At 73.9% G+C, this 19,445-nt stretch carries 21 protein-coding genes; 14 read left to right on the forward strand and 7 right to left on the reverse strand.

The annotated features are described in order from the left end of the window. Positions 1 to 155 precede the first annotated feature (155 nt). Positions 156 to 1,112 carry a threonine/serine dehydratase family protein gene (locus BAW75_RS22550; RefSeq protein ID WP_104114844.1) on the forward strand — a complete coding sequence of 319 codons (957 nt, stop codon included), beginning with the start codon at positions 156 to 158 and terminating at the stop codon, positions 1,110 to 1,112. 116 nt (positions 1,113 to 1,228) lie between these two features. On the opposite strand, the gene BAW75_RS22555 is transcribed toward BAW75_RS22550, so the two are convergent. Further along, on the reverse strand, positions 1,229 to 1,714 hold the full coding sequence (locus tag BAW75_RS22555) for a roadblock/LC7 domain-containing protein (protein ID WP_043329275.1): 486 nt from the start codon (positions 1,712 to 1,714) through the stop codon (positions 1,229 to 1,231). Next, positions 1,711 to 2,082, reverse strand: coding sequence for a hypothetical protein (locus BAW75_RS22560; protein ID WP_013287772.1), 372 nt, complete (start codon positions 2,080 to 2,082; stop codon positions 1,711 to 1,713). The genes BAW75_RS22555 and BAW75_RS22560 overlap by 4 nt, the downstream gene beginning before the upstream one ends. A 234-nt stretch (positions 2,083 to 2,316) precedes the next feature. Here BAW75_RS22560 and BAW75_RS22565 point away from each other — a divergent pair, with 234 nt between their 5' ends. Beyond that, positions 2,317 to 2,628 (forward strand): PadR family transcriptional regulator, encoded by a 312-nt coding sequence (locus tag BAW75_RS22565; protein ID WP_104114828.1) that lies wholly within the window; start codon positions 2,317 to 2,319, stop codon positions 2,626 to 2,628. Beyond that, positions 2,622 to 3,368, forward strand: coding sequence for a hypothetical protein (locus BAW75_RS22570; RefSeq protein ID WP_244206221.1), 747 nt, complete (start codon positions 2,622 to 2,624; stop codon positions 3,366 to 3,368). The genes BAW75_RS22565 and BAW75_RS22570 overlap by 7 nt, the downstream gene beginning before the upstream one ends. Positions 3,369 to 3,372: 4 nt before the next feature. Here the strand turns inward: BAW75_RS22570 and BAW75_RS22575 are convergent, their stop codons facing one another. Next, complete coding sequence (locus BAW75_RS22575; protein WP_104114845.1) at positions 3,373 to 4,638, reverse strand: M48 family metallopeptidase; 1,266 nt, start codon at positions 4,636 to 4,638, stop codon at positions 3,373 to 3,375. 178 nt (positions 4,639 to 4,816) lie between these two features. On the opposite strand from BAW75_RS22575, the gene BAW75_RS22580 reads away from it, so the two are divergent. From BAW75_RS22580 to npdG, 4 genes are all read left to right on the forward strand, one after another. Further along, the gene (locus tag BAW75_RS22580; RefSeq protein ID WP_018787041.1) at positions 4,817 to 5,020 is read left to right on the forward strand and encodes a hypothetical protein; all 204 of its coding nucleotides are present in this window, start codon (positions 4,817 to 4,819) and stop codon (positions 5,018 to 5,020) included. Between the two features lie 78 nt (positions 5,021 to 5,098). Continuing rightward, a complete protein-coding gene (locus BAW75_RS22585) occupies positions 5,099 to 5,869 on the forward strand; it encodes a histone (RefSeq protein ID WP_104114829.1) in 771 nt (256 codons plus the stop codon). Positions 5,870 to 5,956: 87 nt separating this feature from the next. Beyond that, positions 5,957 to 7,393, forward strand: a complete 1,437-nt coding sequence (locus BAW75_RS22590) for an RNB domain-containing ribonuclease (protein WP_064448277.1) — start codon at positions 5,957 to 5,959, stop codon at positions 7,391 to 7,393. 64 nt (positions 7,394 to 7,457) lie between these two features. Further along, entirely contained in the window at positions 7,458 to 8,156 is a 699-nt protein-coding gene (gene npdG / locus BAW75_RS22595) for an NADPH-dependent F420 reductase (protein ID WP_104114830.1), read from the forward strand. Between the two features lie 96 nt (positions 8,157 to 8,252). On the opposite strand, the gene panB is transcribed toward npdG, so the two are convergent. Then, entirely contained in the window at positions 8,253 to 9,098 is an 846-nt protein-coding gene (gene panB, locus BAW75_RS22600; RefSeq protein ID WP_043329285.1) for a 3-methyl-2-oxobutanoate hydroxymethyltransferase, read from the reverse strand. A gap of 119 nt (positions 9,099 to 9,217) precedes the next feature. Continuing rightward, on the reverse strand, positions 9,218 to 10,978 hold the full coding sequence (locus BAW75_RS22605) for an NAD+ synthase (RefSeq protein WP_104114831.1): 1,761 nt from the start codon (positions 10,976 to 10,978) through the stop codon (positions 9,218 to 9,220). Positions 10,979 to 11,184: 206 nt separating this feature from the next. Here BAW75_RS22605 and glnA point away from each other — a divergent pair, with 206 nt between their 5' ends. The 5 genes from glnA to BAW75_RS22630 all read left to right on the forward strand — a co-directional run bounded on the left by glnA (position 11,185) and on the right by BAW75_RS22630 (position 15,837). Next, the gene (glnA, locus tag BAW75_RS22610) at positions 11,185 to 12,534 is read left to right on the forward strand and encodes a type I glutamate--ammonia ligase (RefSeq protein ID WP_036344036.1); all 1,350 of its coding nucleotides are present in this window, start codon (positions 11,185 to 11,187) and stop codon (positions 12,532 to 12,534) included. A 79-nt stretch (positions 12,535 to 12,613) separates the two neighbouring features. After that, positions 12,614 to 13,039: a DUF350 domain-containing protein gene (locus BAW75_RS22615; RefSeq protein ID WP_043329290.1), complete on the forward strand. Its 426-nt coding sequence runs from the start codon at positions 12,614 to 12,616 to the stop codon at positions 13,037 to 13,039. Positions 13,040 to 13,071: 32 nt separating this feature from the next. Continuing rightward, complete coding sequence (locus tag BAW75_RS22620) at positions 13,072 to 13,764, forward strand: helix-turn-helix transcriptional regulator (RefSeq protein WP_104114832.1); 693 nt, start codon at positions 13,072 to 13,074, stop codon at positions 13,762 to 13,764. Positions 13,765 to 13,861: 97 nt separating this feature from the next. Continuing rightward, positions 13,862 to 14,227 carry a VOC family protein gene (locus BAW75_RS22625; RefSeq protein WP_104114833.1) on the forward strand — a complete coding sequence of 122 codons (366 nt, stop codon included), beginning with the start codon at positions 13,862 to 13,864 and terminating at the stop codon, positions 14,225 to 14,227. A gap of 251 nt (positions 14,228 to 14,478) precedes the next feature. Then, on the forward strand, positions 14,479 to 15,837 hold the full coding sequence (locus BAW75_RS22630; RefSeq protein ID WP_043329296.1) for a M28 family peptidase: 1,359 nt from the start codon (positions 14,479 to 14,481) through the stop codon (positions 15,835 to 15,837). Between the two features lie 171 nt (positions 15,838 to 16,008). On the opposite strand, the gene BAW75_RS22635 is transcribed toward BAW75_RS22630, so the two are convergent. Beyond that, positions 16,009 to 16,500: a hypothetical protein gene (locus BAW75_RS22635; RefSeq protein WP_104114834.1), complete on the reverse strand. Its 492-nt coding sequence runs from the start codon at positions 16,498 to 16,500 to the stop codon at positions 16,009 to 16,011. Positions 16,501 to 16,681: 181 nt separating this feature from the next. On the opposite strand from BAW75_RS22635, the gene BAW75_RS22640 reads away from it, so the two are divergent. After that, a complete protein-coding gene (locus tag BAW75_RS22640) occupies positions 16,682 to 17,578 on the forward strand; it encodes a Vgb family protein (protein WP_104114835.1) in 897 nt (298 codons plus the stop codon). A 109-nt stretch (positions 17,579 to 17,687) separates the two neighbouring features. Here the strand turns inward: BAW75_RS22640 and BAW75_RS22645 are convergent, their stop codons facing one another. Then, positions 17,688 to 18,563: a S66 peptidase family protein gene (locus BAW75_RS22645; RefSeq protein WP_420915043.1), complete on the reverse strand. Its 876-nt coding sequence runs from the start codon at positions 18,561 to 18,563 to the stop codon at positions 17,688 to 17,690. 113 nt (positions 18,564 to 18,676) lie between these two features. Here BAW75_RS22645 and BAW75_RS22650 point away from each other — a divergent pair, with 113 nt between their 5' ends. Beyond that, positions 18,677 to 19,444 (forward strand): type 1 glutamine amidotransferase, encoded by a 768-nt coding sequence (locus tag BAW75_RS22650; protein ID WP_030504183.1) that lies wholly within the window; start codon positions 18,677 to 18,679, stop codon positions 19,442 to 19,444. Position 19,445: the final 1 nt, after the last annotated feature.

Here is a 19,445-nt window from a genome sequence, read left to right on the forward strand (position 1 = left end):
GTGGTGGCGCCCACGACGCCCGGTTTCGCGAAGTTCGGCAGGCACCACAACTCGAAGATCGACGGGGAGAGCGAGAGGTGGGGGGACGGGGGGGGGGGGGAGAGCGGGCAAGGGCGGGGGGAAAGCCGGCGGGTTGCTTGTGGCACGCTGCGGTGGTGATCGAGCTTGCGGACATCCAGGCGGCTGCCGACCGGATCGCCGACGTCGTGGTGCACACGCCGACCCTGCCCAGCCCGGGACTGACCGAGCTGCTCGGCGTACCTGTGACCGCCAAGCTGGAGCTGCTGCAACGTACCGGATCGTTCAAGGCCCGGGGCGCGGCGGTGAAGCTGCTCGCGCTCGACGACGCCGAACGGGCGGCCGGGGTGGTGGCGGTCAGCGGCGGCAACCACGGCATCGCGGTCGCGGTGATGGCCGGCGCCCTCGGGGTGGCGGCGACAGTGGTGATGCCGCGCAGCGCGCCCGCCCGCGCGGTCGAGGTTGCCCGCGGGGCCGGGGCGGACGTGCGTCTGACCGAGGACATGGCCGGCGCGTTCGCGCTGATGAACCGGCTGCGGGACGAGGGCGTGACGCTGCTGCACCCGTTCGACGACCCGATCGTGCTGGCCGGGCAGGGCACTGTCGGGCTGGAGCTGGCCGAGGATGCCGGTGAGCTGACCGACGTGCTGGTCAGCATCGGCGGCGGCGCGCTGATCTCGGGCGTGGCGGCGGCGCTGCGGGCGCGCCGGCCGGGGGTACGCGTCTGGGGCGTGGAGACCGAGGGCGCGCAGGCGATGTCGCAGGCGATCGCGAAGGGTGGCCCGGTCGAGGTGCCGTTGTCGTCGATCGTCACGACGCTCAGCGCGCCCAGCGTCTCGCAGCTCACCTACGATCACGTGACCGCGCTGGTCAGCGACGTCCTCGTGGTCTCCGACGCCGAGGCGGTGCGGGGCACGCTGGAGTTGGCCGAGCATGCCAAGGTGTGGGCCGAGCCGGCCGCCGGTTGTCTGCTTCCTGCCGCCCGCCGGGTGGTCGAGCGGGTGGGCGGTGACGCCCGGCTGGGCCTGGTGGTCTGCGGCGGCAACGCCACGGTGGCCGACGTGACCACGTGGGCCGGCCGCTTCGGCGTCTGACCCGCCGAGCACGGGACCGCCGCGCCGGAGCGGGCGACCGCCGCGCACGAGCCACCGAACCTGGGGTACGCCGGCCGGCTCGGTTCGGACGGGTGGGACCGAGCGGCCGGCGTACGTCAGGACGTGGTCGGACTGACCCCGTCGAGCAGCTCGGCGAGCTTGGCCGCGGTGGTCGGGGCGTGCAGGTGCAGGCGCGCCACGTTGATGCTGTCCGTACCGACCACGGCGAGCAGGGCCTGGCCGTTGATCGCGTACACGCTGAGGTAGCCGCCCGCGTTGCGGACCGTGGACTGCTGGAAGTCGCCCTGTCCGAGCCGGAGCCCGACCTGGCGGCCGAGCCCGTACGTGGTGGCGGCGAGCGCGGCCAGGTCGTCCGGGTCGGCGCCGTTCTGCAGGTTGTGCGTGACGAGCAGGCCGTCGACGCCGCCGAGGACGCACCCGTGCACGCCGGGGATCTGCAACCGCAGCGCGGACAGTTCCTGGGCGATGGCCGGGTACGGCAGGGTCGGGTTGCCGGCCAGCGAGGGCGGAAGCGCGCGTGGTGGCGGCAGGGTGCCGGTCTGGGGGCGCGTACGGCGGGGGAGGTCGTCCACCCGGCTCACAGTTCCAGGCTCTCCTCGATCGTGCGCAGTTGGTGCCGCGCCATCGCGAGGTTGGCCCGGCTCTTGCTGACCATCAGGTAGAGGAACAGGCCCTTGCCGGTGCGGTTGCTCAGCGGGCGGATCAGGTGGTACTGGCTGCCGAGCGTGATCAGGATGTCCTCGATCTCGTCGTCGAGCTTGAGCATCTCGATGGTGCGCAGCTTGGCGCGTACGACGTCGGTGTTGCCGGCGGCGGCGACGGTCAGGTCGATCTCGCCGGTGCCACCGGCGACGCCGAGGGTCATGCCACTGGTGTAGTCGACGAGCGCGGCGCCGATCGCGCCGTCGATGTTCATCGCGTTCTTCAGCGCGATGTCAAGGTTGCCCACGATTTCTCTCCCCAACTCGGGCCGCTGTCCGCTGGAAGCGCGACAGCGGATTCGTCCGTCGAGGCTCGCATATGGAGGCGCGAGGTGCACACGGACCACCGGTGATCCACCTGAGCGGGCCCTCCGGACGGGCCACCGGTCCCGCGGGAGGGACCATGCCGTCCATCGCCGATCGCCGTCCGTCCCGGCAAGACGGTGCATCCATGCTATGTAGAGTTCCGATAGAGTGCTGCTGTGCGACTGACCATCCCGGTGGCGAAGGTGCTCTCGGCGCTGCTCGCCGAACCCGAGACGCCGCGCTACGGCCTCGACCTGATGCGGCTCACCGGCCTGCCCAGCGGGACGCTCTACCCGGTGCTGCACCGCCTCCAGGCGGCCGGCTGGCTCACCGCCGACTGGGAGGCCGTCGACCCGGTCGCCGCCGGCCGCCCGGCCCGCCGCTACTACCGCCTCACCGGGGAGGGCATCCGCTCGGCCCGGCTGGCGCTGGCCGAGCTGCGTGCCCTCGTACCCGCCGAACGTGCCGGCGCGGACTCGGCGTGGTGACCCGGCGGGTGGCGCGTACCGCCGGGGTGTTGCTGTTCGCGCCGCCGGCCTGCCTCGCGGTCCTCGTGGCCGCGGCCGCGGCGATGGCCCTGGCGCACGGGTGGCTGGAGATGCGCGCCGCCGCGCAACTGCCGGCCTGGTCGGCGCTCACCGCGCTGCTCGGCGTGGCGCTCGCGCTCGTCGTCGCCCGGGCCGCGCGCCGGACCGTACGCGTGGGGGCGCTGCCCACCGCGCTCGGCGTGGTGCTGCCGATCGCCGCGACGGTGACCGCCACGTCGGCGCTGCTCGCCGCCCGGGGCGAGAGCCGGGTGGGGGAGAAGGCGCCCGGGGTGCTGCTCTGGCTGGCGCTGCTGGTCGCGGCGCTGTGGGCCGCCGGGGGGCTGGCACGCCGGGGCCGGGTCCGGGCCGCGTGGCTGGCCGGGCTGCTCGGCGCGCTGGTGGCGGCCGACGCGGCGGTGGTGCTCGCGGTGGTCACCTCGATCCCGGCCGGCGCGCCCGTGGCGGACGGCCTGCCGCCGGACTCGGTGGACCGGATCTCCGCGCCGCTGTGGCTGTTCACCTGCTGGACCGACTCGTCGTTCGGGCTGCCCCGGCCGACCGGCTGGGAACGGTTCCTCATCACCGACCGGGTGCTCGTCGAGCCGATGTTCTACCTGGCGTGCACGCCCTACGTCCTGGCGTACGCGATCGCGGCGGCCCGGCCGGCGGCGGCCGCCGCGCCCGTCCCGGCTCTCGCCTGAAGGGTCAGGAGTTCCAGCTCAGCGCCCGGCCCGCCCGCTCGTAGTGCCGTGCCAGCTCGGCGTCGATCCGCGCGGCCCGTTCCTCGGTGAGCGTCACGGCCGGATCCTGCCAGGGCCGCGCGCCGAGCATCCGGTGCCGCAGGCCGTTCGGCGGGTGGGTGGCGAACAGCGAGGTTTCCTCCCGGACGGTGAGCTGGCGTTCCAGCGACAGCCGTTCGGTAGCGGCGTCCAGTGCGCGCCCCGTCTCCACCCGCCAGGTGTCCGGCCCGTGTCCGCCGCGTACCGCGTTGCGCACCACGGTGGCCACCGTGTCGGTACGCAGCAGCGTGTCCATCAGGCGGGTCGCGCCAGCGGTGCCACCGGCGCGGGCGGCCATCTCGTCGGCCAGGTACTCGGCCCGCTGGCTCTCCCGCAGCGCGGTGGCGACCAGCACGACGTGCCCGGCGAACAGCAGCCGGGACAGCGTCCAGGACGCCAGGCGCCCGAGCCACTCGCCGACCATCACCAGCAGCCCGCCGCCGTCGGAGCCGCCCCGGGGCCGGAACAGGTCGGCGGCGTTGCCGAGCATGGTCAGCGCCGGCTGGGTGACCGGCCCGCGCCGTACGTCGCCGTTGACGAAATGGCCCAGCTCGTGCCCCAACAGCGCCACCCGCGCGGGCCCGTCCAGGGCGCCCCACAACGGCAGCCCGAGGCCGAGCACGCGCCGCCGGCGCAGCCCGACCGCTGTCGCGTACGCGTTGATGCCGCCGTCGACGCCGATCACGTGCGGCATCGGCGCGCCCACCGCGGACGCCACCTCGCGGACCAGGGCGTGCAGCTCCGGCGCCTCCTGCGCGGTGAGCACGTCCAGGTCGCCGTCGATCCGGCCGAAGCGCGGGCGCAGCGCCACCGCCAGCGCGATCAGCGCCACGCCGCCGACCACGGCGAGGTTCGGGAAGGGGTACGCGAACAGCAGCCACACGCCGGCCACCGCGAGCCCGGCCACACCGAGCAGGAGCAGCACCGAGATGCCGGTGACGAGGAGGCCGGCAAACCCCGGCCCGGTCGACTTCAGCGACCGGGCGACCAGGGCGGCGTACTGCTGACGGGTGAGCCGCGCGGCGAGCCGGTGGGTCCGCCGGTCGACAGGCGACCAGCCGAACTCGGGCGCCTGGCGGCGCGCGTCGTAGGTGTCGAGGTTCCAGTCGCATCCGGGGCACCACGGCAACGCCCCGTCCAGCGACACCGGCGTCGTGCCGCAGCGCGGACAGGCCCCCGTGCCCGTCGTCATGGTGATCACGAGCGCCGATCCTGTCCGGTTCGCACCACTGGCGGTACCCACCGTTCGGACGAGGACGGGCTTGCGCGGTTCCCCACCGCAACCGTCCCGACCAGGTCTAATGTGGAGAAGCGTGACTATTTGGGCCGTTCCGGTGGCGGACGGGCGGTTACCAGTGCACAGTGATCGCATGAGCGACGACGGAAGTGGTGGGCACTACTACTGGTGCACGCGACACCACCGGGTCGAGACCGATGCCGACGTGTGTCCCGCACGGCACGTTCTCGGACCGTACGCCTCAGCCGCCGACGCGGACAACGCCCTGCAGACGGTGCGGGAGCGGAACGACGCGTGGGACGCCGAGGACGCCCGTTGGGCCGGGGAGGGCCGCTAGACGGCGCGGGAGGGCCCGCGTCGAGGTGATCCGTGCTCCCGCGAGGGCGGGAGCACGTCCCCAGGAAAGGGAACCGAGATGGCCGAAGCACAGCAGGCCACCCGCCCGGCCGCGAAACGGACGACCGCGAAGAGGACCGCCGCGGGCAGGTCGACGACGGTCACCAAGGCGTCGCCGAACGCCTCGGGCGCCGGCGCCGGACGGACGCCGGCGAAGAAGGCGGTGGCGAAGAAGGCGGCCGCCAAGAAGGTCGTGTCGGCGGTCCGCGGGGCGCCGGCCACGAAGGCCACCACCAGGACGACCGCCAAGAAGACGGCCGCGAAGAAGGCTGGTACCCGGACGGCGCCGGCCGGCCGGGCCACCGCCAAGAGCGCGCCCGCCAAGAAGGCCACCGCGAAGAAGACGACGGCGAAGAAGACCACCGCGGCGAAGAAGACGACGGCCGCGAAGAAGACCACCGCCGCCCGGAAGACCACGGCGGCGAAGTCGACTGTCACCGCGCGCAAGAGCACCACCGCGAAGAAGGCGCCGGCCCGCAAGACGACCGCGAAGAAGACGGCGGCGGCGACGAAGGCGACCGGAGCGCGGAAGGTCACCGCCGCGGCGAAGAAGACCACCGCCGCCAAGAAGACCACAGCGGCGAAGAAGGCTCCGGCGAAGAAGGCCACCGCCTCGACCCGCCCCACGGCGCGCAAGGCGGCGGCGAAGAAGGCGCCCGCGCGCAAGACCACCACCGCGCGCAAGACCACCACCACGGCGAAGAAGACCACAGCGGCCAAGAAGGCGCCCGCCCGCAAGACCACCACCGCCAAGAGCACCGCCCGGAAGGCGCCGGCCCGCCGCGCCTGACCCCCGCCGCCCTCCCGCGGGGCGCCGCACGGACACGGCGCTCGCCCCGAAGGGCGGAACGAGCGGGGCGCTGTCAGGATTGACCACGTGGTGATCCGACGCGTACTGGCGCCCCGTATCGACTTCGGCGCGCTGCGCCGCGAGCTGGGACTGCCCGAGAGCTTCCCGGCCGCGGCGCAGCGCGAGGCCGACGCGGCCGCCGCCGCGCCGCCACCGGCCGTCGCAGACCGGACCGACGTCCCGTTCGTCACCGTCGACCCGGCGACCTCGCGCGACCTCGACCAGGCCATGCACCTCGCCCGCCGTCCCGGCGGCGGCTACCGCGTCCGGTACGCGATCGCGGACGTGCTGACCCACGTACGCCTCGGCGGTGACCTGGAGGCCGAGACGTGGCGCCGGGGGCAGACGGTCTACCTGCCCGACGGCAACGTGCCGCTGCACCCGCACACGCTCAGCGAAGGAGCGGCCAGCCTGCTGCCCGACGCCGACCGGGCCGCGGTGCTCTGGACCGTCGACCTGGACGCCGACGGCGCCACCGTCGCGGTCACGCTGGAGCGGGCGCTGGTGCGCAGCCGGGCCAAGCTCGACTACGGCGGCGTGCAGCGCGACGCCGACGCCGGCCGGCTGCCCGAGCCGATCGCCCTGCTGCCCGAGATCGGGGCGCTGCTCACCGCCCGTGGCCTGAGCCGGGGCGCGATCAACCTGCCGCTGCCGGAGCAGGACGTCGAGCCCGACGGCGACGGGTGGCGGCTGGTGCTGCGCGGCCCCGGCCCGATGGAGGAGCACAACGCCCAGATCTCGCTGCTGACCGGGATGGCGGCGGCCGACATCATGCTGGCCGGGCGGATCGGGCTGCTGCGCACCATGCCCAGTCCCCGCGCGGAGGCGGTCGAGCGGCTGCGGCTGGCCGCCGGACCGCTCGGCGTGCCCTGGCCGGACGGCACCCCCGTCGGTCAGGTGCTCGACGGGCTGGACACCTCCCAGCCCCGGGTGGCCGCCTTCGTCGACCAGGCCGCCGAGCTGATGCGCGGCGCCGCGTACACCGCGTTCGACGGTGAGCTGCCCGAGCAGCCCGAGCACGGCGGGGTGGCGGCCGCGTACGCGCACGTCACGGCGCCGCTGCGGCGGCTGGCCGACCGCTACGCCACCGAGGTCTGCCTGGCGCTGCACGAGGGCCGGGAGGTGCCCGAGCAGGTCCGGGCCGCGCTGCCGAAGCTGCCCGAGGTGATGGCCACGACCGACCGGACCGCCGGCGCGGCCAGCCGCGGCGCCGTGGAACTGGCCGAGGCGGTGCTGCTCGCGCACCGGGTGGGGGAGACGTTCGAGGCGGCCGTGCTCGACGTCGACGAGCCGCGCCCGGCGGGCAACGGCCGGCCCGGCCGACCGCCCGGCGGCACGATCGCGCTGGACGAGCCGCCGGTCCGCGCCCGCTGCACCGGCGAGCTGCCGCTGGGCGAGCGCGTCCGGGTACGCCTCACCGTCGCCGACCCGGCCCAGCGCCGGGTCGCCTTCGAACGGGCCTGACCAGCGGCCATTGTCACAGCACCGGGATGCACCGCACGCCGCCCCGCTTTGCGAGGATGAGCCCATGGCTTACGACGCGACCACGCTGCCCGACGTCTCCGGGCTGACCGTCGGCATCATCGGTGGCACCGGCGACCAGGGACGAGGTCTCGCCTACCGGTTGGCCCGCGCCGGGCAGAGCGTGCTGATCGGCTCCCGCACCGCGGAGCGGGCCTCCCAGGCCGCCGCCGAGATCGCCGCCCTGCCCGGAGTGCCCGAGGGCGCCGTCGTCTCCGGCGGCGACAACGAGGACGTGGCCCGGCGCAGCGACGTGGTGATCGTCGCGGTGCCGTGGGACGGGCACGCGGCCACCGTCGCCGCGCTCGCCGAGCCGCTGGCCGGCAAGATCGTGGTGGACTGCGTCAACCCGCTCGGCTTCGACAAGCAGGGCCCGTACGCACTCGACGTACCAGAGGGCAGCGCGGTGCAGCAGGCCGCCGGGCTGCTGCCCGAGTCCCGGGTGTGCGCCGCGTTCAACCACGTCAGCGCGCCGCTGCTGGCCGACCCGCAGATCGACCGGATCGACCTCGACGTGCTGATCTGCACCGAGGACCGGGAGGTGGCCGGCGTGGTGGCCGCGCTGGCCGCGCGGATCCCCGGGATGCGGGGCATCTACGCCGGCCGGCTGCGCAACGCCCACCAGATCGAGGCGTTCACCGCCAACCTGATCGCGATCAACAAGCGCTACAAGGCGCACGCCGGCATCCGCGTCACCGACCTCTGAACTGCCGCCCGCCGCGCGCCGCGCGGCGCGCGGCGCGTGTTAAGAAGGGGCCCCTCCTCTACGCCAGGCGTTAAGAAGGGGCCCTTCCTTACACCCTCAGAAGGTGTGCTCGGCCGCGGGGAAATCGCCGCCGCGTACCTCGTCGGCGAACCGGCGGGTGGCGTCGGTGAGCGCGCCCGCCAGGTCGGCGTAGCGCTTGACGAAACGGGGCGCCCGGCCGGTCCGCAGCCCGGCCATGTCCTGCCACACCAGCACCTGCCCGTCGGTGTCCGGGCCGGCCCCGATGCCGACGGTGGGGATGGCCAGCTCGGCGGTGACCCGCTTGGCGACCTCGCCCGGCACCATCTCCAGCACCACCGCGAACGCGCCCGCCTCGGCCACCGCCCGCGCGTCGGCGAGCACCTCCTCGGCCGCCTCGCCCCGGCCCTGCACCCGGTAGCCGCCGAGCGTGTGCTCGCTCTGCGGGGTGAAGCCGATGTGTGCCATCACCGGGATGCCGGCGCCGGTGATGGCCTCGATCTGGGCCGCGCAGCGCCGTCCGCCCTCCAGCTTCACCGCGTGGCAGCCGCCCTCCTTCATGAACCGCACCGCGGTGCGCAGCGCCTGCGCCGGGCCCTCCTCGTACGAGCCGAACGGCAGGTCGCCGACGATCAGCGACTGCTTCGTGGCGCGTACCACGGCGCGGACCAGCGGCAGCAGCTCCTCGGCGGTCACCGGCAGCGTGGTCTCGTAGCCGAACACGTTGTTCGCCGCCGAGTCGCCGACCAGCAGCACCGGGATGCCCGCCTGGTCGAAGATCGAGGCGGTGTACTGGTCGTACGAGGTGAGCATCGCCCAGCGCTCGCCGCGCTCCTTGGCGGCGATCAGGTCGCGGGTGCGTACCCGCCGGGTTGCCGGGCCGCCGTAGAGCGCCGTCACCTCGGCCGGGGTGGACTCCACCATGACAATCTCCTTCCTCGAGGCCGCGCACGCGGTCCCCGGGTTCCCCGCGATCGTCGCACCGGGCGACGGCCCGCGGGCAGATCGGAGTGGAGGATGTCACTCCCCGGCCGGGGGAGCGGTCAGCCGTCCTCGCGCCACCGGTTGGTGATCGGCAGCCGCCGGTCCCGCCCGAACGCCTTCATGGAGATCTTGGTGCCGGGCGCGGACTGCCGTCGCTTGTACTCGGCGGTATCCACCATCCGCAGCACCTTGTCCACCACGGCCGGGTCGTGGCCGGACTCGACCAGGCCGTCGCGGCCCAGGTCGCCGTCGACGTAGCCGATGAGGATCGGGTCGAGCACGTCGTAGTCGGGCAGCGTGTCGCTGTCGAGCTGGCCGGGGCTCAGCTCGGCCGACGGCGGCTTGCCGATCGAGTTCTCCGGGATCGGCGGCGTCTGCCCGCGCCGTGCCGCGTCGGCGTTGCGCCACTTCGCCAGCCGCCACACCAGCGTCTTCCAGACGTCCTTGACCGGGTTGTAGCCGCCCACCGAGTCGCCGTAGAGCGTCGAGTAGCCCACCGCCAGCTCGCTCTTGTTGCCGGTGGTGAGCACCAGGTGGCCCTCCTGGTTCGACAGCGCCATGAGGATCACGCCGCGTACCCGGGCCTGGAGGTTCTCCACCGCCACCCCGGACAGCGACATGTTCGCCAGGAACGTGTCCACCATCGGCTGGATCGGCTCGACCCGGTAGTCCAGGCCGGTGCGCTTGGCCAGGTCCTCCGCGTCGGTGCGGGAGTGCTCGGAGGAGTGCTGGCTGGGCATCGAGACGCCGACGACCCGCTCCGGGCCGACCGCGTCCACGGCGATGGCCGCCGCCACCGCCGAGTCGATGCCGCCGGACAGGCCGAGCACCACCGACGGGAAGCGGTTCTTGTCGACGTAGTCGCGCAGGCCCAGCACCAGCGCGTGCCACACCTCGGCCTCGTCGGCGACCGGCTCGATGATCCCGCCGTCCGCAGCCGGTCCGGGCGGCGTGGCCGGGATCGTCGCCACCTCGCCCCGGACCACCCGCATGCCGTCACTGAGCCCACCGGCCTCGCCGGGCGTCCCGGCCGCCGCCGGCAGCTCCAGGTCGTGCACCAGGAGGTGCTCGACGAACTGCGGCGCCCGGGCCAGCAGCGTGCCGTCCGCGGCGACGATCATCGAGTCGCCGTCGTAGACCAGTTCGTCCTGGCCGCCGACCATGTTCACGTACGCGATCGCGGCCCCGGCCTCGGCGGCGCGCCGGCGCACCAGCGGCAGCCGCACGTCGTCCTTGTTCAGCTCGTACGGCGAGCCGTTGATGCTCAGCACCAGCCCGACGCCGGCCTGCCGCGCCGCCGCGAAGGGCCCACCGGCCTGCCACAGGTCCTCGCAGATGGTCAGCGCCACGTCCACCCCGCCGACGCGCACCACGGTGAGCGTGTCACCGGGGACGAAGTAGCGGTCCTCGTCGAACACGCCGTAGTTGGGCAGGTGGTGCTTGAAGTAGGTGGCGACGACCTCGCCCCGGTGCAGCAGCGCCGCCGCGTTGCGGGCGCCCCTGCCCGGCTCCGCGTCGGAGCTGACCTGCGGCGGGCCGTCGGCGTCCAGGTAGCCGACCAGGACCGGCAGGTCACCGTGGCCGTCGGCGGCGAGGTCGGCGGCGAGCCGGTGCAGCGCGGCCCGGGACGCGGCCACGAACGAGCGGCGGAAGACCAGGTCCTCGACCGGGTAGCCGGTCAGCATCAGCTCGGGGAACAGGACGAGCTGGGCGCCGGAGCCGGCCGCCTGGCGGGTCCACTCGCGGACCAGGCCGGCGTTGCCGGCGAGGTCGCCTACCGTCGGGTTGACCTGGCACAGAGCGAGACGCAGGGTGGGCATGTCCTCATCTTCCCCCAGCCCTCCCGGCCGAATCCGACCGGTTGGGGCAGACAGGCGTGCCGGCCCGCGCGTCCCAGCGCGGCGGACACGGCGGGACGGCCGGCCGGGGAGGGCGTAACGTCGGCGTAACGAGCCCGGTGGAGACTGGGCGGTCAGGCCGAGCCGGCCCGGCGCCGGTGCGGACGTACGTGTAACGAGGGGTGGAAGTGGACCGTCAGCAGGAGTTCGTCCTCCGTACGCTGGAAGAGCGGGACATCCGTTTCGTCCGGCTGTGGTTCACCGATGTGCTCGGCACGCTCAAGAGCGTCTCGGTGGCCCCGGCGGAGCTGGAGGCGGCCTTCGACGAGGGCATCGGTTTCGACGGCTCCGCGATCGAGGGCTTCGCCCGGGTCTTCGAGTCGGACATGGTCGCCATGCCGGACCCGACGACGTTCCAGGTCTTCCCGTTCGAGGGCGGCGTCAGCGGCGAGAGCGCCCGGATGTTCTGCGACATCTCGCTGCCCGACGGCAGCCCGTCCTGGGCCGACCCGAGGCACGTGCTGCGCCGCATGCTCTCCCGCGCCGCCGACAAGGGCTTCACGTTCTACACCCACCCGGAGATCGAGTTCTTCCTGCTGGAGAACGGCCCGCAGGACGGCTCGGTGCCGATCCCGGTGGACACCGGCGGCTACTTCGAGCACACCACGCACGCCGTCGCGCGGGACTTCCGCCGCCAGGCGGTGCTGGCGCTGGAGCGGATCGGCATCTCGGTGGAGTACAGCCACCACGAGGTCGCCCCCGGCCAGCAGGAGATCGACCTGCGCTACGCCGACGCGCTCACCACCGCCGACAACATCATGACCTTCCGGCACGTGGTGAAGGAGGTCGCGCTCTCCACCGGCGTGCAGGCCAGCTTCATGCCGAAGCCGTTCACCGACCAGCCCGGCAACGGCATGCACACCCACCTGTCGCTGTTCGAGGGGGAGCGCAACGCGTTCCACGACGCCGGTGACCCGATGAAGCTGTCGAAGGTCGCCAAGTCGTTCATCGCCGGGCTGCTCACCCACGCGCGGGAGTACACCGCGGTGACGAACCAGTGGGTCAACTCGTACAAGCGGCTGTTCCCGCAGGCGCTGCCGGACCGGATCACCGAGAGCCCCGCGTACGTCTGCTGGGGTCACCTGAACCGGTCGGCGCTGGTGCGGGTGCCCGCGTACGGCAAGCCGAACTCGGCCCGGGTCGAGGTCCGCTCGCTGGACTCCGCGACCAACCCCTACCTGGCGTTCGCGGTGATGCTCGGCGCCGGCCTCAAGGGCATCGAGGAGGGGTACGAGCTGCCGCCGGGCGCCGAGGACGACGTCTGGTCGCTGAGCAGCGCGGAGCGCCGCGCCATGGGCTACGAGGCGCTGCCGGAGAACCTGGCCGAGGCGATCGACGTGATGGCCGGCTCCGAACTGGTCGCCGAGGTGCTCGGCGAGCACGTCTTCGACTTCTTCCTGCGCAACAAGCGGGCCGAGTGGGAGCAGTACCGCCGCGAGGTCACCCCGTACGAGCGGCAGCGCTACCTGTCTCTCTAGATCATCCTGGCGCGGTGCCGCTATCGTCTGCGGCACCGTCCCGGCACCTGGCCGGGCGGGTGAGCCGGGGAGGCGTTGGGTGCTGGGAGACCTGCTCGACGGGGCGTGGCAGAGCATCGTGTTCGGGATCGTCGGGGTGGCGCTGATGGCCGCCGGATTCCTGCTCGTGGATGTGCTCACCCCGGGCAAGCTGCGGGAGCTGATCTGGGTACGCCGCAACGGCAACGCCGCGCTGCTGCTCGCCGCGAACCAGCTCGGCATCGCCGGCATCGTCTTCACCGCCGTGCTGACCAGCTACAGCTCGTTCACCAAGGGGCTCGCCTCCACTGTGGTCTTCGGGCTGGTCGGCCTGCTGGTGATGGCGCTGGCGTTCCTGGTGCTGGACCTGCTCACCCCAGGTCGGCTGGGCGACGTCATCGCCGCCGAGGAGCCGCACCCGGCCGCCAAGGTCAGCGCCGCCACCCACTTCGGCGCCGCGCTGATCGTCTGCGCCTGCATCGCGTGAGCGGTGTCGCACCCCCGGGTTAGCGTCCGGGGGTGAACCGCACCGATCGCCTCTACGCCCTGGTCGAGGAGCTGCGGGCGGTGTCGCCGCGCCCGCGCAGCTCGAGCTGGCTGGCCCGCCGCTTCGAGGTCAGCACCCGCACCGTCGAGCGGGACATCTCCGCGTTGCAGGGCGCGGGCGTGCCGATCTGGGCCGAGCCGGGCCGCACCGGCGGCTACGTCGTCGACCGGGCGCGCACGCTCCCGCCGGTCAACCTGACGGCGGCCGAGGCCGTGGCGATGGCCGTCGCGCTGCACCGGCTCGGCGGCTCCCCGTTCGCCGCGGCGGCCGGCGCCGCGCTGCGCAAGCTGGTCGCGGTGATGCCGCCGGCCGCGGTGGCCGAGGCGCACCGGCTCGCCGGCCGGGTGCACCTGGTGGGCGACGGGCCGGGCACGCCCGTCCCGGCCGTCGTCGCCGACGCGGTCGCCGCCGGGCGGGTGCTGCGCCTGCGGTACGCCGACCGCGACGGCGCCGACTCGGCACGCGACGTGGAGCCGCTGGCCTACCTGGGCAACTCGGTGCACTGGTATCTGGTCGCCTGGTGCCGGCTGCGCGACGGTGTGCGCTGCTTCCGCACCGACCGGATCCGCTCGGTGCGCCCGCTCGCCGAGCCGGTGACCCGGGAGTGGCGTGCTGACGACCTCGACGTGCCGGTCGACCGGGTGCGCCCGCTCACGCTGGTCTGATCCCTGTGGAAACACCGACAGGACGCTGTCGTGTCCCGGTACCACGCTGATTCCTGACGACGCCGGCCGACCGCCGGCGCGAACCTCAGGAGGAAGCATGTCCAGCACGCCCGTGACCTGGTTCGAGATCAGCTCCGACCGCCCGGACGAGGCGCAGCGGTTCTACGCCGACCTGTTCGGCTGGAGTTTCGAGGAGCAGGGCGGCCCGGCCGGGTCGTACCGGCAGACGACCGCCGGCGGTGAGCGGGGGATCGGCGGCGCGATCCGGGGCACCGACGCCGGCAACTACGCGATCTTCTACGCCGAGGTGGCGGACGTCGCGGAGACCTGCCGCCGGGCCGAGGCGACCGGCGGCGTCGTGGTGACGGGGCCGGTGACCACGCCGGCCGGTCTGGTGCGGGCTCTGTTGCGCGACCCGTCGGGCAATCTGCTCGGCGTCTTCACCCCGCCGGCCGGCGGCTGACCCCGGTCCGTCCACCCGTGGCGGCCGGCCACGGTGGAGCGACGGCGGGCGAGAGACCGGTCGATGTCGGGTCCGGTGATCGCCGGAGAGGATCTTGGATGCGCCCCCTACCTCGGGTTATGTTCAAGATCCTCCGAGTCGGACGGCCAACACCGGCCGGCTCGCACAGTCAGGAGAAGCGTATGACCAACGACGGCCACCCCTCTTCCCCCGCCACGGACATCACCGGATCCACTGTGAACCGACGCCGCATGCTGACCATCGCTCTCGGTGGCGCCGCCACCGTGGCCCTGCCCGCGCCGGCCTGGGCGGCCGACGACAAGCGCCCCGGATCGAGCCGGAAGCCGGCGCTCACGTCGGACGATCGCAAGATCATCGCCCAGGTCTCGGCCGAGCGGGCGCTGGCGCACCTGCGCGTCCTCAGCGAGGAGATCGGGCCGCGTATCGGCGGGACCGCCTCGGAGCGGCGTGCCGCCGACTACATCGCCAAGCAGCTCGACCGCCTCGGCTACCAGGTTCGGCTGGAGCCGTTCGCGGTGGCGGACAAGTTCCTCGCCCAGCTCGCCTCGCCGGCCGGGCTGCCCACCGACCTGAACTGGCAGGCCGGCGCCTCCCCGCAGGCCGCGCTGGACACCACAGTCCAGGGTGACGTGGTGGACGTGGGCGCGGGTGCTGAAGAGAACTACCCGGCGAGCGTCACCGGCCAGATCGTGCTCGTCGACTACGTGGCGGCCCGGCGCGAGCAGTTGGTCGCCACCGCTGTGGCGCGCGGCGCGGCCGCCGTGGTGTTCCTCGCCGCCGACGGGGTGCCGCCCCGGCGCAGCAGCGCGTTCTCGCCGACCCTGCCGGGCTCGGCGGGCACGCCGGTGCCGATCCCGGTGGTCGGCGTCGCGCAGGCGCAGAAGGAGCGGCTGCGTGCCCTGCTCGCGGCCGGGCGGCTCACGCTCACGATCTCCACCGTCGCGCACCGCAACCTGACGTCCCACAACGTCATCGCGGAGCGGGTCGGGCGGTCCGGCGCGAACGGGCCGGTCGTCATGGTCAGCGCCCACTACGACACTGTCATCGGCGCCCCCGGCGCCAACGACGACGGTTCCGGCACGGTGCTCTGCCTCGAACTGGCCCGGGTGATGAAGGCGATCCCGGTCGACGCCACCCTGCGGTTCGCGCTGTGGGGCTCGGAGGAGCAGGGCCTGCTCGGCTCGCGTCACCACGTCCGGCAGCTCCCGCAGGCCGAGCGGGACCGCTTCCTGGCGGTGTACCAGAACGACATGGTCGCCACGAGCTGGGACCCGGCCACCCTCTACTGGCTGCTGTCCTTCACCGGCCAGTCCAACCGGGCCACCGACGAGGTGGCCGCCGCCGGTGTACGCCTCGGCTACGACCCGCGGATGTCGCCGGTGACGCAGCGCGGCTCCAGCGACCACCAGTCCTTCCAGGAGGTCGGCATCGCCAGCGCCAACTTCTCCTGGCGGGGTGAGACGAGCCCGGCGCTGCTGGAGCCGCCGTACCACACCCCGGAGGACACCATCGCCAAGAACATCAGCCTCGAGCGACTCCAGGTCTCCCTCGAACTGATCGGCTGCGCCGCGTACGCGACAGCTCGCTGATTTACTGCCGTCCCCGTGCCGCCGGCCGCGGTGTCACGGGGACGGCGACCGGCGCCGCACCGGGGAGTCCTGGTGCGGCGCCTCTGTCTCGCCCGCCTGGTGTCAGGCGGTGGCCTCGCCGGCGCCGGTCACGAGGAGGGCCGGCCGGCGGGAAACGGCGTGGCCGTGCGGTCACTTGCCGTCCGGGCCGCCCTTGCCGCGCTCGCCGTGCGGGCCGCCCTTGCCGTCGTGGCCGGGGCCACCCGGGAACACGCCCGCCTCGGCGGCCTTGAGCACCGCGTCGGCCTGCTCCTGGGTGAGCTTGCCGTCGGTGACGGCCTGGTCCAGGCGCTCCTTCAGCGCGGCCTGCCGGTCCTCGGTCGACGGCCGCTCCGGCCGCTCCGGGCGGTCGCCCTGCCGCTGCTCGTGCAGCTTCTCCAGCGCCGCGGTGACCTTGTCGGTCGACACGCCCAGCTCCTTGGCGAGCGCCTCGGCGAACTCGGCCTGCCGGTCGGCGTGCTTCTGGCGGCGTTCGTCACCCTGGTCGGTGCTGCTGGCGCTCGAGGACGGCTTCGGGTTCCTGTCGTCGGCGAGCGCCACCGTCGGGGCGGCGATCCCGACGCCGAGCACGCCGGCAGCGGCCAGGCCGGCCAGCAGGTGCTTCTTCGACATCGTGCGGATCATGCGATTCTCCTGTTCGGTGGTGGTGCGATGACGTCACCGACAGTGAGCCCCGGAACTGAGGGCAACCCGTGGCGAACCTGTCAGCAGGCTGGCAATCCCGTCCGGAAGGCCCGTTTTATTCGTGTTGCCGGTGTGCCGGAGCGCCCGCGAGGCTGGGCGAAACCCGACGAAAGGCCACGCCATGACACAGCCCGCCATCCGCGAGATCCCGCTCACCGGGCCGGGCTCCGGCCCGTACTCGATCACGGTCGGGTCCGACGGCGCGCTCTGGCTGGCGCTGGCCGGCTCCGGCGGCGTCGCCCGGCTCGGCCCCGACGGGGAGGTGCGGACCTACCGCGACGACCCACCCGGCAGCCGCCCGCTGATCATCGTCGGCGGCCCCGACGGCGCGCTCTGGTACACCCGCTCGGGCGACGACCGGCTCGGCCGGATCACCGTCGACGGTGAGACCGGCTCGGTGGCGCTGCCGCCCGGCTGCGGCCCGTGCGGGCTGGCGGTGGGCGCGGACGGCGCGCTCTGGTACGCCGGCATGAGCGACGACACGGTCGGCCGGGTGAGCGTCGACGGGGAGGTGACGTCCGTCCCGCTGCCGGTCGAGAAGGGCTTCCCGTCGATGCTCGCGGCCGGCCCGGACGACGCGCTCTGGCTCACGCTCAACCAGGCGAACGCGATCGCCCGGATCGACCTGGACGGATCGGTGACGCTGCATCCGCTGCCCACCGAGGCGGCCGGGCCGGTCGGCATCACCCGGGGTGTCGACGGCGCGCTCTGGTTCGTCGAGATCGCGGCCGGGCAGGTCGGCCGGATCACGCCGGACGGGCGGATCGACGAGTTCCCGTTGCCGGACCGCGCGGCGCGCCCGCACGCGATCGTCGCCGACCCGGCCGGCGGCTGCTGGTTCACCGAGTGGGGCGCCAACCGCATCGCCCACCTCGACCCCGACGGCCACATCACCGCCCACACCCTGCCCACGCCGGCCTCGGAACCCCACGGCCTCACGGTCACCCCCGACGGCACGGTCTGGGCAGCCCTGGAGATCGGCGCGGTAGCCCACCTCACCCCGCCTGCGCCGCGTTGATCATGAGGTTGGCGGCAGTTGTGGATCTCTGAACTGCCGCTAACTTCATGATCGCCGGGGCCGGGGCCGGGGCCGGGGCCGGGGCCGGGGCCGGCGCCGGGGCTCGGCTTCAGCGGACGGCGGAGGTCACCGTCAGGGTGCCTGTGGTGGCGTCCAGGACCGCGGGGGTGTTCACCGGGACGGTGAGCTGGTCGGGGCCGTGGCCGATCGGCAGGCCGCCGAGCACCGGCACGCCCAGGTCGCCCAGGCGGTCGGTGAGCACGTCCACGACAGTGGTGTCCCAGCCGTCCGCGCACTCGGTGAACTGGCCCACCGCCACCCCGGCGATCCCGTCCAGCGCGCCGCAGCGGCGCAGGTGGGTGAGCATCCGGTCGATCTTGTACGGCGGCTCCTGCACCTCCTCGACCAGCAGGATCGCACCGGTCAGGTCCGGCATGTCCGGCGTGCCGATCGACGCGGTGATCAGGCACAGGTTGCCGCCGATCAGCCGGCCCTCGGCCCGGCCGGGCACCCGCACCGGGTACGTCTCCTCCGCCTCGACCGCCGCCACCGTCACCGGCTCGGCGCTGGTCAGCGCGGCCTGCAGCGACTCCGCCGAGCGCAGCGGAGTGCGTTCGTCCCGCCACGCGGCGCCCGGCCCGTGCACCCCGGCCAGGCGGGCGCCCCGCCAGAGCGCGAACTGCAACGCGGTGATGTCGGAGAACCCGGCCACCACCTTCGGGTCCCGGCGTACCGCCGCCATGTCGATCAGGTCCACCACCCGCTGCGCGCCGTAGCCGCCCCGCGTGCAGATCACCCCACGGATCTCCGGGTCGGCGAACGCCGCGTTCAGGTCCGCGGCCCGCAGCGCGTCGTCGCCGGCCAGGTAACCCCGCCGGGCGTACGCGTTCGGCGCGGGCACCGGACGCAGCCCCCAGCCGGTGAGCAGTTCGATGCCACGGGCCACCCGCTCGGGACGGGTCGGTCCGGACGGGGACACCAGCATCACCGCGTCGCCGGGACGCAGGGCCGGTGGGCGCAGGCAGTCGTCGGGCACGATCGCGAGCCTAGGGCCTGCCGGACCGTGCCCTGTCGGCCGCACCGGTTAGCCTCGACGTCGTGGCGACCGCGCTGGTGATCGAGAACGACCCGACCGACGACCTCCGCCGCCTGGGGGAGTGGCTCACCGAAGGGGGCCTGGAACTGCGCGTGCTGCGTCCGCACGCCGGTGACGCGCTCCCCGCCGACCTGGAGGGATACGCCGCGCTGGTGGTGCTCGGCGGCGACCAGCAGGCGTACCCGGGGTCCGACGGCGCCCCCGGCGCGCCCTGGTTCCCGGCGCTGGAGGGGCTGCTGCGCAAGGCGGTCCGCCAGCGGGTGCCCACGCTCGCGATCTGCCTCGGCGCGCAACTGCTCGCCACCGCGCACGCCGGCCTGGTCGAGCGCAGCCCGTCCGGGCCGGAGATCGGCCCGGCGCTGGTGGGCCGGCGCGACGCCGCCGAGGACGATCCGCTGTTCCGGTACGTGCCGCTGATGCCCGACGTGCTCCAGTGGCACGCCGACGAGATCACCGAGCTGCCGCACGGCGCGACGCTGCTGGCCGCGTCCACCCGCTACCCGCACCAGGCGTTCCGGCTCGGTGACCGGGCCTGGGGCCTGCAGTTCCACATCGAGTGCGACACCGCCATGATCGCCGAGTGGTCCCGCGACTCGGCGGTGCTGGCCGAGCTGGACTACGACCCGGAGCTGGTGGTGGCCGCCTGCGACCGGGTGATGGCCGACGTCGAGGAGGCGTGGCAGCCGTTCGCGATCCGGTTCGCCGCGCTCGCGCTCGGCGAACTCGGCGACGACAACCCGCGCCGCAGCCTGCCGCTGCTCGGGGCCTGAC

The organism is Micromonospora chalcea, assembly GCF_002926165.1.
GTDB lineage: Bacteria > Actinomycetota > Actinomycetes > Mycobacteriales > Micromonosporaceae > Micromonospora > Micromonospora chalcea.

Excerpts from the sequence above, each read along its gene's own strand:
- BAW75_RS22575 (WP_104114845.1), bottom strand. The coding sequence starts at position 4,638 with ATGACGACGGGCACGGGGGCCTGTCCGCGCTGCGGCACGACGCCGGTG.
- BAW75_RS22580 (WP_018787041.1), top strand. The coding sequence starts at position 4,817 with ATGAGCGACGACGGAAGTGGTGGGCACTACTACTGGTGCACGCGACAC.
- BAW75_RS22585 (WP_104114829.1), top strand. The coding sequence starts at position 5,099 with ATGGCCGAAGCACAGCAGGCCACCCGCCCGGCCGCGAAACGGACGACC.
- npdG (WP_104114830.1), top strand. The coding sequence starts at position 7,458 with ATGGCTTACGACGCGACCACGCTGCCCGACGTCTCCGGGCTGACCGTC.
- panB (WP_043329285.1), bottom strand. The coding sequence starts at position 9,098 with ATGGTGGAGTCCACCCCGGCCGAGGTGACGGCGCTCTACGGCGGCCCG.
- BAW75_RS22605 (WP_104114831.1), bottom strand. The coding sequence starts at position 10,978 with ATGCCCACCCTGCGTCTCGCTCTGTGCCAGGTCAACCCGACGGTAGGC.
- BAW75_RS22625 (WP_104114833.1), top strand. The coding sequence starts at position 13,862 with ATGTCCAGCACGCCCGTGACCTGGTTCGAGATCAGCTCCGACCGCCCG.
- BAW75_RS22630 (WP_043329296.1), top strand. The coding sequence starts at position 14,479 with ATGCTGACCATCGCTCTCGGTGGCGCCGCCACCGTGGCCCTGCCCGCG.
- BAW75_RS22635 (WP_104114834.1), bottom strand. The coding sequence starts at position 16,500 with ATGATCCGCACGATGTCGAAGAAGCACCTGCTGGCCGGCCTGGCCGCT.
- BAW75_RS22640 (WP_104114835.1), top strand. The coding sequence starts at position 16,682 with ATGACACAGCCCGCCATCCGCGAGATCCCGCTCACCGGGCCGGGCTCC.
- BAW75_RS22645 (WP_420915043.1), bottom strand. The coding sequence starts at position 18,563 with ATGCTGGTGTCCCCGTCCGGACCGACCCGTCCCGAGCGGGTGGCCCGT.